General features: G+C 70.0%; 11 protein-coding genes. 2 read left to right on the forward strand and 9 right to left on the reverse strand.

Annotated elements, in window-relative coordinates:
* Window positions 1-22: 22 nt before the first annotated feature.
* Together modA and ACI3KT_RS13665 are read right to left on the reverse strand one after the other, a co-directional pair.
* Entirely contained in the window at window positions 23-811 is a 789-nt protein-coding gene (gene modA, locus ACI3KT_RS13660) for a molybdate ABC transporter substrate-binding protein (RefSeq protein ID WP_404904832.1), read from the reverse strand.
* On the reverse strand, window positions 811-1,215 hold the full coding sequence (locus ACI3KT_RS13665) for a molybdopterin-binding protein (RefSeq protein WP_404904834.1): 405 nt from the start codon (window positions 1,213-1,215) through the stop codon (window positions 811-813). The genes modA and ACI3KT_RS13665 overlap by 1 nt, the downstream gene beginning before the upstream one ends.
* 257 nt (window positions 1,216-1,472) lie before the next feature.
* Between ACI3KT_RS13665 and ACI3KT_RS13670 the strand changes: the two genes are divergently transcribed.
* Both ACI3KT_RS13670 and ACI3KT_RS13675 read left to right on the forward strand, forming a co-directional pair.
* Complete coding sequence (locus tag ACI3KT_RS13670; protein ID WP_373426309.1) at window positions 1,473-1,970, forward strand: nucleoside deaminase; 498 nt, start codon at window positions 1,473-1,475, stop codon at window positions 1,968-1,970.
* Window positions 1,971-2,057: 87 nt separating this feature from the next.
* The gene (locus tag ACI3KT_RS13675) at window positions 2,058-3,569 is read left to right on the forward strand and encodes an NCS2 family permease (RefSeq protein WP_404904836.1); all 1,512 of its coding nucleotides are present in this window, start codon (window positions 2,058-2,060) and stop codon (window positions 3,567-3,569) included.
* A gap of 160 nt (window positions 3,570-3,729) precedes the next feature.
* Here ACI3KT_RS13675 and ACI3KT_RS13680 read toward each other — a convergent pair whose 3' ends face one another.
* From ACI3KT_RS13680 to ACI3KT_RS13710, 7 genes are all read right to left on the reverse strand, one after another.
* On the reverse strand, window positions 3,730-4,332 hold the full coding sequence (locus ACI3KT_RS13680; RefSeq protein WP_404904931.1) for an NTP transferase domain-containing protein: 603 nt from the start codon (window positions 4,330-4,332) through the stop codon (window positions 3,730-3,732).
* 2 nt (window positions 4,333-4,334) lie between these two features.
* The gene (locus ACI3KT_RS13685) at window positions 4,335-7,172 is read right to left on the reverse strand and encodes a molybdopterin-dependent oxidoreductase (protein WP_404904838.1); all 2,838 of its coding nucleotides are present in this window, start codon (window positions 7,170-7,172) and stop codon (window positions 4,335-4,337) included.
* Window positions 7,169-8,095, reverse strand: coding sequence for an FAD binding domain-containing protein (locus ACI3KT_RS13690; protein WP_404904840.1), 927 nt, complete (start codon window positions 8,093-8,095; stop codon window positions 7,169-7,171). Before ACI3KT_RS13690 ends, ACI3KT_RS13685 begins: the two co-directional genes overlap by 4 nt.
* Window positions 8,086-9,288 (reverse strand): XdhC family protein, encoded by a 1,203-nt coding sequence (locus ACI3KT_RS13695; protein WP_404904842.1) that lies wholly within the window; start codon window positions 9,286-9,288, stop codon window positions 8,086-8,088. The genes ACI3KT_RS13690 and ACI3KT_RS13695 overlap by 10 nt, the downstream gene beginning before the upstream one ends.
* A 264-nt stretch (window positions 9,289-9,552) precedes the next feature.
* Window positions 9,553-10,380 (reverse strand): xanthine dehydrogenase accessory protein XdhC, encoded by an 828-nt coding sequence (gene xdhC, locus ACI3KT_RS13700; protein ID WP_404904845.1) that lies wholly within the window; start codon window positions 10,378-10,380, stop codon window positions 9,553-9,555.
* 5 nt (window positions 10,381-10,385) lie between these two features.
* Complete coding sequence (gene xdhB / locus ACI3KT_RS13705; protein WP_404904847.1) at window positions 10,386-12,782, reverse strand: xanthine dehydrogenase molybdopterin binding subunit; 2,397 nt, start codon at window positions 12,780-12,782, stop codon at window positions 10,386-10,388.
* The gene (locus tag ACI3KT_RS13710) at window positions 12,779-14,266 is read right to left on the reverse strand and encodes a xanthine dehydrogenase small subunit (protein ID WP_404904849.1); all 1,488 of its coding nucleotides are present in this window, start codon (window positions 14,264-14,266) and stop codon (window positions 12,779-12,781) included. Before ACI3KT_RS13710 ends, xdhB begins: the two co-directional genes overlap by 4 nt.
* Window positions 14,267-14,331: the final 65 nt, after the last annotated feature.

The raw sequence follows: 14,331 nt of genomic DNA on the forward strand, positions 1-14,331 counted from the left end.
GCGCGACTCTCGCCGCGCCGGGTCACGGCGCCCCGAATCCGAGACGCTCGAGGACCTTTCGCCCCGCGTCCGACTGCACGAACGCGACGAACGCCTGCGCCGCATCAGGATTCTGCGCTCCGGCGAGTTCGACGATCGGGTAGACGTTGGTGGCCGCATCCGCTCCCTCGATGTCGACGCCCGTCACCGCGTCGCCTGCGGCCCTGACGTCGGTCGCGTACACGAGCCCCGCATCGGCTTCGCCCGAGCGCACCTTCGACAGCACGGCCGTGACGTTCTGCTCCTCGCTCGCGGGGGTGAGCGCGACTCCCGCCGTGTCGAGCAGGGTGCGAGCGGCGCTGCCGCACGGCACCTCGGCGGCGCACACGACCACGGTGAGGCCGGGGCGCGCGAGATCCTCGAGCGTCTCGATGCCCTTGGGGTTCCCAGGCGCGACGGCGATCTGCAGCACGTTCGTGGCGAACGGCTCACCGGCGTCCGCGAGCCCCGCATCCGCCACCTTCGCCAGGTTCTTCTCGTCGGCCGAGGCGAACACGTCGGCCTGAGCGCCCTCGATCAGCTGGGTGGCGAGCACGGAGGACCCGTCGTACGAGATCGGCCGGACGTCGAGATCGGGATGCAGCCGCTCGAAATCGGCGGCGAGCTCGTCGAACGCCTGCGAGAGAGAGGCGGCGGCGAAGATCGTCAGCTCGCCGCTCAATTCGTCGGATGCGGTGGCCGTGGGCTCGGCAGGAGCGGATGCCGTGCAGCCGGTCGCCGCGAACAGGCCGATCGTGAGGGCCACGGCGGCCAGGGGGCGGATGGCACCCATCACGACGCCTGCTTCTCGGTCTCGACGACGACCATCGTCGCCTTGACGACCGCGGTCGCCTTGCTGCCCACCTCGAGGCGCAGCTCGCGCGCCGCCTCGGCCGACATCAACGACACGACCCGATGCGGACCGCTCTGCAGCTCGACCTGGGCCATCAGCCCGTCGATCTCGACCTTGGTGACGAGGCCGGTGAAGCGGTTCCGCGCGCTGCGGCGCACCGGGTCGTCGTCGGCCGCGCCTCCGGCGAGCCTCGTGGCCTGGTCGGCGAGGGCGGCACCGTCGACCACCTGGCGACCTGAGGAGTCGAGCGACGCCACGAGGATGCCGTCGCCGACCCAGCGGCGCACGGTGTCGTCGCTCACACCCAGCAGATGGGCGGCTTCGCTGATCCGAAAATGCGTCATGATGACGACCATAGTTCCGCATGCGCGGATTCGCAATCTCCGATCTCGCATTGTGGAATGTGAATTTCAGAACACTCTGGACGCCCGCGATTCTCGGGAGTACAGTCGTGCTGGCTGGACGACTGATGACGGTCGCCAGGCGCAAGAAAGCACAACCTAGCGGTTCGACGTATATCTCGAGGCCGATCCCCACGGGGCCCTGCCGGAAGCCGTATCACTGCGACGACAGCAAGGAAGCCTTCATGAGCAGCATCAGCATGTCCGCCACAGACTCACAGCCCACTCCGGCCGAGTACCTCTCCCGGGCCGTCGCGCTCGCCACCGAGAACGTCCGCGACGCGGGCGGCCCGTTCGGCGCGATCGTCGTGTCGGCCGACGGACAGGTCTTCGAGGGGGTCAACCGGGTCACGGCGAACCTCGACCCCTCGGCGCACGCCGAGGTCACGGCCATCCGCAACGCGTGCCAAGGGCTCGGCACGTTCGACCTCACGGGGGCCACGCTCTACACGAGCTGCGAGCCCTGCCCGATGTGCCTCGCCACCTCACTGTGGGCACGCATCGACCGGGTCTACTTCGCCGCCTCCCGCCACGACGCGGCCGACGCCGGCTTCGACGACGCGGTCTTCTACCGATACTTCGAAGGCGGCCCCGAAGACCGGGCCATCATGCCGGTCGGCCAGGAGTCGCTGACGCCCGACGAGCGCGTCGCCCCCTTCACGGAGTGGAACGCCAACACCTCGCGCGTCGACTACTGACTCGCACGGGGCTCGCGCCTCAGCGACCCGATGGCGGAGCTCCCGCCCCGCATCCGCCCACCTTCTGCACGACCAACCCTGGAGCCGATGATGTCTTCACATGTCTTCAACGACCCTGAGACCGGCGCGGTCCCCGCGCCGGAATTCCCGCCTCTGGCCACCGGAGCGACCGCCACGGTCGACGCCGAGCCCAAGAACGCCCTCGACCGCTTCTTCGAGATCAGCCGTCGCGGTTCGACGATCGGCCGTGAGATCCGCGGCGGCATCGTCACCTTCGTGACGATGGCCTACATCGTGATCCTCAACCCGCTGATCCTCGGCGGCGTGGCCGACGTCTCGGGGAACGCCCTCGACGGCGCGCAGATCGGCGCCGCCACCGGGCTCACCGCCGGCGTCATGACGATCCTGTTCGGACTCGTCGCGAGACTGCCGTTCGCGCTCGCCGCGGGGCTCGGCATCAACTCGTTCCTCGCCGTCTCCGTCGTGGGCCAGGTGACCTGGCCCGAGGCCATGGGGCTCGTCGTCATCAACGGCATCCTGATCGTCCTGTTCGGGGCCACCGGCATCCGCACCGCGATCTTCAACGCCGTGCCCGCCCAGCTGAAGGCGGCGATCACGGTCGGTATCGGGCTGTTCATCGCGTTCATCGGCTTCGTCGACTCGGGCTTCGTCAACCGCACTCCCGGCGGCCCGCCCGTGCAGCTCGGCGACGGCGGATCGATCACCTCGATCCCGACGCTCATCTTCCTGATCGGCCTCGTGCTGATCGGCGTGCTCGTCGCCCGCAAGGTGCCGGGTGGCATCCTGATCGGCATCGTCGCCTCGACGATCCTCGCGATCATCGCGCAGGCGGTCTTCAAGCTCGGCCCGAGCTTCGAGAATCCGGGCGGCTGGCACATGACGATCCCGGAGATCCCGACCGCGCTCGTCACGATCCCCGACTTCGGGCTGATCGGGCAGTTCGACCTCATCGGATCGTTCGGACGCATCGGAGCCCTGTCGGCCACGATGCTCGTGTTCACACTCGTGTTCTCGAACTTCTTCGACGCCATGGGCACCATGACCGGTCTCGCGAAGAACGCGGGCCTCGCCTACAAGGACGGCACATTCCCGCGGCTGCGCTCGGCCTTCGTCGTCGAGGGTCTCGGCGCCGTGGCTGGAGGTGCGACCTCGACCTCGTCGAACACGGTCTACGTCGACAGCGCTTCGGGCATCGGCGAAGGGGCACGCACGGGGCTGGCTGCGGTCGTGGTGGGAGTGCTGTTCCTGCTCTCGATGTTCTTCACCCCGCTCACGCTCGTCGTGCCGATCGAGGTCGGATCCGCCGCCCTCGTGGTCGTCGGCGCGATGATGATGGGGCAGATCAAGGAGATCAAGTTCACGAACTTCGCCGTCGCGCTGCCGGTCTTCCTCACGATCGTCACGATGCCGCTCACGTACTCGATCGCCAACGGCATCGGTGTCGGCTTCATCTCGTGGGCCCTCGTGAACTCGCTCTCCGGGCGGGCCCGCAAGGTGCACTGGCTCATGTGGGTCGTCGCTGCCGGCTTCGCGCTCTACTTCGTGCGCGGTCCGATCGAGACGATGCTCGCGGGCTGATCCGCCCGGCGCGGGGAGGCTTCTGCCGGATTGCGAGGCCCCTGTTCATCTACGCAGATGAACAGGGGCCTCGCAGCTGAGGAGGGGCGCCGGCGATGGAGCATGCCGGCACGGACGACGCCGGAGCAGACCGGAGTGCACGCCGCACGCAAGCGCGCGCTCAGCCGAGTTCGGGCCAGGCGGTGAGGTCGGACGGCTCGTCGACGTCGGCGCCGGAGCCGAGGTCTCCGCACTCGACATCGTCGATGAGGCGCGGATGCGCCGAGAGCCACACCCTCGCGCCGGAATCGCCCGTCGCGACCGACGCCGCCGCGATGAGGTGGTCGGTGTCGAAGACCACGGGATTGCCGGGCGCGCCGGTCCAGGCGGCACGCGTCACACGGCCGGGCCGGTGCGCGTCGAACAGGCGACGGATGACGGAGTCGTCGACTCCCGGCTGGTCCACGAGCAGCACGATGACGGCATCCGGTCGGTCAGGGGCAGCGGTGAGATGGCGGACCGCCGCGCGCAGCGAGACGCCCATGCCGCGCTGCGCGTCGGGCACGTGCACCGCGACCGCGGAGGACGAGCGGCGACGCAGCCAACGACGCACCTCCGACGCCTCCGGGCCGATCGCGATCGAGACGCTGCAGCCGGCCAGCGCGGCCGCTCGTGTGGCCCGGGTGGCGAGCACCTCGCCGTTCCACGGCAGGAGCGCTTTGGGACCGAGCCCCAGACGGGTGCCGCTGCCCGCCGCCAGCACGATCGCGTGACGGTGGTGCATCGTCAACGGTCCGCCTCCGGCGTGGCCTGCTCCGTCGACGCGCCGGCGTCACGTTCGATGATCGCGGCGTGGATCCGGTCGCGTGTGAAGGGAGTCGCCGTCAGGCGGATACCGGTCGCATCACGGATGGCGGACGCCAGTGCGGGGGCGACGGGGTTGAACGGAGATTCGCTCATCGACTTCGCGCCCAACGGACCCAGCACGTCGCTCGTCTGCGCGAAGAAGATCTCCGATCGCGGCACATCGGCGAAGGTCGGCACGTGGTACTGCCGGAGGATGTCGCTGATCACCCGCCCCGATTCGTCGAGACGCACGATCTCGTGCAGCGCCGCGCCGATCGCCTGGGCGATGCCGCCCTCGATCTGCCCGCGGCACTGCTCGGGGTTCACGACGACACCGGCATCCGCCGCGTGGATCGAACGCAGGATCCGCAGCTCCCCGGTGCCCTCGTCGATCGCGACCCGGAATCCCTGCACATTGAACGCCACCGACCGCGGACTGCCGCCCCAATATCCGCTCGCCTCGATCGAGCCGGAAGCGGCGAGTTCACGCAGCGTCAGAGATTCGCCGCCGTACATCACACGATCGCCCGCGAGAAGGCACGCCTCGACGGGGGCGCCGAACACGGCGGCGGCGCGTTCGCGGATCGTCAGGGCGAGCGAGGTCGAGGCCGCATGCGTCGCCCGGCCGGCGACGACCGTGCCGGTCGAACCGAAAGCCCCGGTGTCGTGCTCGACGAGGTCGGAGTCGGCCTGACGCAGCCGCACGCGCTGCGTGGTCGTCTGCAGCACGGTGGCCGCGATCTGCTGATGCACGGTCGAGGTGCCGTTGCCGAACTCGGCCGTGCCGACGTCGAGGCCGAACGCCCCGTCGGGCTCGAGCCGGATCGTGACGTGAGAGTGGTGTCCGCGCGGAGGGACCGTCGCGATCATGGCGACGGCCGCGCCTTCGCCGATCGTCCAGCCGGAGGCGAGGCCGGCGGCATCCGCTTCTCGTGTGCGCGCCAGCCGGTCGCGCACTATGGCGCCATGAAGGGCTTCGGCATCCAGTTCCCGTGTGCGCGCCAGCTGCTCGCGCACGATCGAGACGCATTCGTCGAGCCCGTAGCTGCCGATGATGAGGTCGAGCTCCTTGTGCGCGGCGATCATCGCGTCGTCGGGGCCGATCAGGTTCTTCGTGCGCATCTCGAGGGGGTCGAGACCGAGCCCGCGGGCGAGCTCGTCGACCGTCGACTCGATCGCGAAGATCATCTGGCTGAGTCCGTAGCCGCGGAACGCCCCTGACGGGATCGAGTTCGTGTACACGACCGACGCGTCGATCTTCTTCGCCGCCGCCCGGTACACCGCGATCGACTCGCCCACGCCGTGGAACATCACACCGGGACCGTGGTTGCCGTAGGCCCCGGTGTCGGATCGCACGTCGACCGCGATGCCGGTGATCACGCCGTCCGAAGTCGCGCCCATGCGCACTCGCATGCGGAACGGATGCCGCACGGTCGTCGCGGTGAGCACCTCCTTGCGCGAGAACTCGATGCGCACGGGCCGGCCGGTGGCTTTCGTCGCGAGCAGAGCGAGGTCTTCCGTGAGCATCTCCTGCTTGCCGCCGAAGCCCCCTCCGACCCGGGCGGCGTACACGCGCACATCCTCCTTCGGCAGCCCGAACACGCGAGCGAGCGACCGCCGCACGAGAAACGGCACCTGCGTGCTGCTGCGCACGACGTAACGTCCGTCGGCGTCCTGCCAGGCGATCGAGCCGTGCGTCTCGAGCGCGGTGTGCGAGACCCGATGGGTGCGGAAGGTTCGCTCCTCGACGATGGCCGATGCTGCCAGCTCGGCCTCGAGATCGCCGACCTCGGAGTGCAGCTGCATCACGACGTTGCTGTCGCCGTGCAGCACGGGGGTGGCCGGGTGGTCGGCGAGTTCGGGATCGAGGTTGAACGGCAGCACCTCGTACTCGACCTCGACGAGACGGGCGGCTCGATCGGCGGCTCGCTGCGACTCGGCGACGACGAGCGACACCCGCTGGCCGACGAAGCGCACGACGTCGTCGAACACGCGGGTGTCTTCGGGGTCGTCTTCGACGAGCTCGTGCTGGGCGGTCGAGAACAGCGTCCGCGGGGCGTCGTCGGCGGTGAGCACCCGCACGACGCCGGGCGCCGCGAGAGCGCGGGTGGCGTCGATGCGGATGACGCGCGCATGGGCGTGCGGACTCCGCACCACCGCTCCGTAGAGCAGCGCTCCGGGGAGTTCGTCGGGGTCGATGTCCATCGTGTACCGCGCCGTTCCGGTCACCACGCCGAGCGCGGCCGGAGCGCCGGTGGCATGCCCCACGCCACCGGCGCGGTCGTCGATGTTCTCCACCCCGTGCACCGCATCGTCGATGCTGCGGTATCCGGTGCAGCGGCAGATGTTGCCCTTCAGAGTGCGGTCGAGATCGTGCTCGGCTCTCTCCGGCATCGCTGCGACCGTGCACACCATGCCCGCCGTGCAGAAACCGCACTGGAATCCGGCGGCCTTGCGGAACCGCTCCTGCACGGGGTGCGGATGCTCCGGTGTTCCGAGGCCCTGCACCGTGACGATCTCGCGTCCGGCCGCGCGATGCGCGGGGTAAACACAGCTGTGCACGGCTTCGCCGTCGACGATCACGGTGCAGGCGCCGCAGTCTCCTCCGTCGCATCCCTTCTTCACACCGTAGGATCCCTGATCGCGCAGCCAGGTGCGCAGGCACTGGCCGGGTTCGGCGGCGACCTCGACCTCGCGGCCGTCGAGCGTCGCCGGGCGCGGGCCGGGCCCCGTCGTGCTCGCGGCATCCGTTCCGAGACCGCTCTCGATGATGCTCATGCCACGCTCCTCTCGATGCGCAGATCGCCGGTGACGCGGCCTCTCGCCTCGTCGACCCCGGTGGCGCCGGGGAGCAGCTCGGCGACGATCTCGTCGCCGAGCCGATGCGTCATCAGGCGGCGCCAGGCCGGCTCGCCGTGGATGTCGTCGTACCAGCCGCCAGCACTCACGGCGGCCGTATCGATCGCGGTGCGCCAGGCGGCGGCATCCGCTCGTCGTGGTGTCACGACGAGGTCGAGCACGATCGGGCGGGGGACGGATGCCGTGATCGAGACTCGTGCGCTCCGCTCGGTCGTGCGGCGGCCGATGAGCAGCGCGGCGGATCGACCGCGCTCGGTGAGCGATATGCGACGGAACGCGTGCGGCTGGCGCAGCGCCTCGGCAGGAACCAGGAAACTGCGGATCAGCTCGCCGTAGCCGAGCCGGGTCCTGGCCGGGCCGGTGACGAGGTCGGCGACCGACGAGCGGCGTCGGCGTCCGTCGGGACGCAGGATCAGGGCCGTGGCGTCCCACGCGGTGAGGAGCGAGATCATCGGGCCGGCGGGCAGCGCTGTGGCCACGTTGCCCCCGACCGTCGAGACGTGCCAGATCTTCCACGAGGCGACGAACGAGTCGCAGACCGGTGGGATGACGTCGAGCCCCGGCAGCGCTTTGCGCGGCGCCCCGCCGGGCAGAGGGTCGTCGGCCAGGTCGCGCAGATCGGCGATGCGGCAGGTGGCGGCGATCTCGAGGTCTCCGTTGTCGTGCCAGGTGATCGGCTGCCACCCGGCTCCCGTGATGTCGAGCAGGCGGGTCGGGGCGCCGCGGGTGATGTCGGTGCCGTACGAGTAGATGACCGTGCCGCCGGCCAGCCACGAGTCGCCGGGGCGCCACACGGTGGGGTCGGCGCACATCAGCACCTCGTCGACGCTCGTCACATCCATGCCATCGCCGCCTCGGGGCTGCGCGGTTCGGCTGCGCAGGTGCGACGGGTGTCGTGCACGTCGCCGGAGACCTCGCGCAGCGTGCGCGGCGAAGCGGCCGAGACGCCGGCGCGGGACGCGGTCTCGACGAGGATGAGCTCGGCGAGGATCGACACCGCCACCTCGGCGGGCGTTCGGGCTCCGACGTCGAGGCCGATCGGCGATTGCAGGCGAGCGAGATGCTCCTCGCCGAGCCCACCCGCGCGCAGCTCCTGCATCCGCTTCTCGTGCGTCATGCGCGATCCCATCGCGCCGACGTAGGCGAGGTCGGCCCGCAGGGCGCGATCGAGCACGGGCAGATCGAAGCGTGGGTCGTGCGTGAGCACGACGATCGCGGTGCGGGCGTCGATGCGTCCGGCGTCCATCTCCTGCGCGAGATGCTCGGCGGGGTGCATGAGCACCACCTCCTGGGCGCCGGGGTGACGGGCGTGGGTCGCGAACACGGGACGGGCGTCGCACACCGTGACGTGCCGGCCGAGCAGCGCGGCCGCCTGCGCGAGAGCGGCCGAGAAGTCGTTCGCCCCGTAGATCACGAGGCGTGCGGGAGTCGTCGTCGACTCCACGAGCAGGCGGCGGATGACGGGGCACCCCGGCTGCGATCGGTCGGCGATCTCGACGACGTGCGTGCCGCCGAGCTCGAGCGCCGCGCGCACCCGATCGTCGAGGTCCGAGGCCGCCTCGGTCGGGAGGAGAACACGTGTTCGGGCGGAGGGTTCCGTCGTGAGTCTCCGCCCGAACGTGAGGACTCCTCCGTTGCGAGCCGCGTCGTCGAGCGGCAGCTCCCGCACGAGCCTCGGGGCACGACCGGGGAGGGCGAGTTCGGAGAGGATGCCGCTGGGAATGGTGCGAAGCGGCTGCACGAGCACGCGCACGTCGCCGCCGCACATGAGCCCGATCGAGATGCCGTCGTCATCGGCGTAGCCGAAGGAGTGCAGCTCGACCTCGCCGGTCCGCAGGCACTCGAGCGCAGCATCCACCACCGCACCCTCGACGCAGCCGCCCGACACCGAACCGATCGTGCGGCCGTCATCGCGCACCGCCATCGACGTTCCCGCAGGGCGAGGCACGGAGCCGGAGACCTCGACGATCGTCGCGATCGCCCAGCGATCGGGATCGGCCAGGCATTCGGCGTAGTCGGTCAGACGGTCGAGCATGAAGCACCTCCGGGTCACGATCCGCAGCGTCTTCGCTGCGGGGGTGCCCGGTAGATGGTTGTGTGAACCCGCCTAGGCCTGAGGAGACTCTAGATGAGTTCGGCGGGCATGTCCATACTTCGGATTCTGGTTTCCGTATGGTGGATGCGAATCGATCCGCCCGACACAGATGCCGGCCCGGAACACAGATGTCGGTCCTGAACTCCGATCCCGGCCGACATTCGTCTTCTCGGCCGACATTCGTACGGGTATCGGATGCCGGAACTACGCCCGCCGCGCCTGCTCGTCGATCAGCTGCAGCATGCGCGCCGCCACGCTCACGGCGATCGCCGCGGGCTGCTTTCCGGCCACCTCGGGGATGCCGATGGGGGTCATGACCCGCTCGAGATCGGCATCCGTCTGCCCGAGTTCGGCGAGCTTCTTGCGGAAGCGCACCCATTTCGACGCCGACCCGATCAACCCGATCGAGCCGAGCCCTGGCGTGCGCAGGGCCATGTCGACCACCGCCAGGTCCTCGACGTGGTCGTGGGTCATGACCAGCACGTGGGCGCCTTCGGACAGTGCGGCGAGCGCCGACTCCGGTACCGGCGCGTGCGTGATGTGCACGCGCGCGACCGCGTCGGCGAACACTCCGCTGCGGCCCGGCTCGCCCAGACGCCCGGCGTCGAGCATCGCGGGGCGCGAGTCGATCAGGTGCAGATCGACCTCGTGCCGGGCGAGGATGCGCGCGAGTTCGAGCCCGACGTGGCCGACGCCGAACACCGCGACGGTCGGGATGACTCTGATCGGCTCGAGCATCATGGTGACCTCTCCTCCGCAGCACTGCACGCCGTACTCCGTCACGGCCTTGTCGCTCAGGGTCAGGGTGAGCAGCTCGGGTTCGGCGGAGCCTGCAGCGAGCATCTCCCTCGCGCGGTCGATCGCTGTCTCCTCGAGGTTTCCTCCGCCGACCGTGCCGAACACGGCATCCGCCGAGACGACCATCTTGGCTCCGCCGTTGCGAGGAGCGTGGCCGCGCACCACCGCCAGGGTCACGACGACCGCGGGGCTGCGCTGTGCGCGCAGCCCCTGCAGGGCGTCGAGCCAGTCCATCCCGTTCAGCCGGCCGGTGCCAGTGCGGGCTCGGAGGCGGTCGAAGTCTCGTCGTTCAGCGCGGAAGCGGATTCGCTCGCCGCCTGCGCCGCACGCAGTGCCCAGAACACGGCCTCGGGCGTCGCGGGAGACGCGAGTTCGACCGAATGGCCCGCCGGTCCGAACGCCGCCACCGCATCCCGAATCGCCTCGCGGGCGCTGAAGGCGAGCATGAACGGCGGCTCGCCGACCGCCTTCGAGCCGTAGACGGCTCCCTCTTCGCGTGCGTTCTCGAACAGTCTGACCGAGAACTCCGACGGCATCTCCGAGAAGCTCGGCAGCTTGTACGTCGATGCCGATTGGGTCAGCAGGCGACCGCGATGCGGGCCGTCGCTCTCGTCCCAGCGCAGCTCTTCGAGGGTCAGCCAGCCGACGCCCTGCACGTAGGCGCCCTCGATCTGGCCGATGTCGAGCATGGGCGAGAGCGAGTCGCCCACGTCGTGCACGATGTCGACCCGGCGCACCCGGTACGCCCCGGTGAACTCGTCGACCTCGACCTCGGTCGCGGCCGCCCCGTACGCGAAGTACTTGAACGGCGAGCCCTGCATGATCTCGGGGTTCCAGTGCAGACCCTCGGTGCGGTAGTAGCCCGCGGCGAACAGCTGCACCCGCTGCAGGTAGGCGGCCTTGGCGACCTCGGCGAACGTCACCTGCTTCAGCGGAGCGCCCAGCGCGGTCACGAACCCGCCGCCGAAGCGCACATCGCGCTCGTCGACGCCGAGCAGGCGCCCTGCCACCGCGGCCATGCGGTCGCGGATCTGCTCGCACGCGTTCTTCACGGCGCCGCCGTTGAGGTCTGCACCCGAGGACGCGGCCGTCGCCGAGGTGTTCGGCACCTTGTCGGTGCGGGTCGGGGCCAGGCGCACCGCATCCAGTTCGACGCCGAGCGCGGTCGCGGCGACCTGCAGCATCTTGGTGTGCAGCCCCTGCCCCATCTCGGTGCCGCCGTGGTTGATCAGGATCGAGCCGTCCTTGTACACGTGCACGAGGGCGCCCGCCTGGTTGAAGGCGGCGAAGTTGAACGAGATGCCGAACTTGATCGGCGTCATCGACAGCGCACGCTTGGCATGCGGGCTCGTCGCGTTGAACCTGGCGATCTCGGCTCGACGCTCATCGACGGAAGCCTCGGAGGAGAGCTGATCCCAGATCGTCGACATGCGCCCGGCATCCTTCACGACCTGGCCGTAGGGCGTGGTCTGCCCCTGCCGGTAGAAGTTGCGTCGACGCAGCTCGAGCGGATCGATGCCCAGCTGCGGGGCGATACGGCCGAGGATGTCCTCGATCAGGAACACACCCTGCGGACCGCCGAAACCGCGGTAGGCGGTGTTCGAGGTCTTGTTCGTCTTCGCGATCTGCCCGTAGGCGTGCACGTTCGGGATCCAGTAGGCGTTGTCGATGTGGCACAGGGCGCGGCCGAGCACGGGCTCGGACAGGTCGATCGACCAGCCGCCGTCGCAGGTGAGCACGGCATCCAGCGCCTGCAGCATTCCGTCGGCGTCGAAGCCGACCTTCCAGGCGATGTGGAACGGATGCCGTTTGCCGGTCATCGTGATGTCCTGAGTGCGGTTCAGCCGCAGTCGCACGGGGCGACCGGTGAGCTTGGCGCCGAGAGCGGCGATGGCTGCGAAGCCGTGCGGCTGCATCTCTTTGCCGCCGAAGCCGCCGCCCATGCGCAGGCACTGCACGGTGACCTCGTTCGAATGGATGCCGAGCACGTGCGACACGAGCTCCTGCGTCTCGGACGGATGCTGAGTGGAGCACTGGATGAAGTACTGCCCCTCGGAGTCGCGGATCGCGAAGGACGCGTGCGTCTCGAGGTAGAAGTGCTCCTGGCCGCCGAACTCGGTCACCCCCTCGAACACGTGGGCGGATCCTGCGAGCCCGGCGGACGCGTCGCCGCGCTGCACCGTGCGCGGCGTCCCCTGGAAGGACTGCGCGTCGAGGGCGTCCTGCACCGTGATGATCGAGGGCAGCGGTTCGTACTCGACCTGCACCCGCTCGGCTCCCAGGCGCGCGGCCTCGGGTGTCTCGCCGAGCACCCACACGAGCGCGTGACCGTAGAACATGGCCTCGCTCGGGAACAGGGGCTCGTCGTTGCGGATGCCGGCGTCGTTGAGACCTGGCACGTCGTCTGCGGTGAGCACGCGCACGACGCCCGGCACCTCGTAGGCGCCGGAGACGTCGATCGTCACTTTGGCGTGGGCGTTCGTCGACTGCACGGGCCACGCGGTGAGCACGCCCGCGGTGTGCTCTGCGACGTCGTCGGTGTACATCGCGGCCCCCGTGACGTGCAGCGCAGCGCTCTCGTGCGCGGCGCGGCGGCCGACGACGGGGTTCTCGGGGCGGTCGGCGAGCGTGCTCATGCCGGCACCTCCTTCGACTCGATCACGGTTCGGCTGTGCAGCTTGAGCAGCGCGGTGTTGAGCATGAGGGCGCGGTACTCGGAGCTCGCGCGGTGATCGGACATCGGCGTGCCCTCCGCACCCAGGACCTCGGATGCCGTGCGGACGGTCTCGACGTCCCATGGGCGGCCGACCAGGGCGGTCTCGGTCGCGAGGGCTCGCAGCGGCGTCGCGGCGACGCCGCCCAGGCCGATCTTCGCGGCGGTCAGGACGCCGCCCTCGATGTCGAGCGCGAACGCGACGGCGACGCTGGAGATGTCGTCGAAGCGGCGTTTGGCGATCTTGTGGAAGGCCGTGACGCGGGCGAGCGGGCGCGGGATGCGCACGGCCTTGATGAGTTCCCCGGGCTGCCGGATCGTCTGCCGGTATCCGGTGAAGTACTCCGACAGCTCGACCTCGCGCTCGACGATGCGGTCGTCCTCGCCGGCGCTCGTGAGCACCAGGCGGGCGCCCAGCGCGAGCAGTGCAGGGGGAGTGTCGCCGATGGGGGAGCCGGTGCCGAGGTTGCCTCCGAATGTGCCGCGGTTGCGGATCAGTCGCGAGGCGAACTGAGGGAGCATCTCGGCGAGCAGCGGCACCGCGCCGTCGAGGCGCTTCTCGACCTCGGAGAGCGCGAGCGCCGCGCCGATCTCGATCGAATCGTCGCCGACGGTGAGACCGCGCAGCTCGTCCAGCTGCTCGATCGCGATGACGAACGGGGCGCGCCGGCCGCGCAGGTTCACCTCGACGCCCCAGTCGGTCGATCCGGCGACGAGGAGGGCGTCGGGTTCGTCGCGGAGGATCCGCAGGGCGTCGGCGAGGGATGCCGGTCGCCCGAAGCGTCGGCCCGCCACCTCGACGTCGGTGGCGACGGGCGAGGGCGCCGGCTGTGAGAGGCGCTGCTGCAGCGGGTCGCCCTGTTCGGGCGAACCGAGGGCGTAGGCCGCGTCGCGGATCGGGCGGTAGCCGGTGCATCGGCACAGGTTGCCGCTCAGTGCGTGCAGGTCGAAGCCGTTCGGACCGTGCTCGGCGTCGTGCACGGGGCAGGGCTCCTCGCCGAGGGCTTCGTCCTCATCTCCGGCGCGATCGGCGCGGTAGTACTCTCCGGCCATGCTGCACGCGAAGCCGGGAGTGCAGTAGCCGCACTGCGATCCGCCGGCCTCGGCGAGCTTCTCCTGCACGGGGTGCAGGTGCTCGGGGTCGCCGAGCCCCTCGGCCGTCACGATCTCCTGTCCGTCGAGCGCGTAGACCGGCACGAGGCAGGCGTTCACGGGCGTCCAGGCGGTTCCCCCGTCGGGGGCGGGCGTCGCGAGCAGCATCGCGCAAGCACCGCACTCGCCTTCGGCGCAGCCCTCTTTGCTGCCGGAGAGCCCGCGGCCGCGCAGCCAGTCCAGGGCGGTGGTGTGCGTCGCGGTGTCGGCGAGGGAGCGGCGCTCCCCGTTCACGGTCACGGCGGATTCGCTCATGGGCGGCTCCCTCCTCGAGGTGAGTAGAACTTCCGACATCCGAAAGTGAACTTCTGAGTTCTGAA

This window comes from Microbacterium sp. ZW T6_19, assembly GCF_044987465.1.
Lineage (GTDB): Bacteria > Actinomycetota > Actinomycetes > Actinomycetales > Microbacteriaceae > Microbacterium > Microbacterium natoriense_A.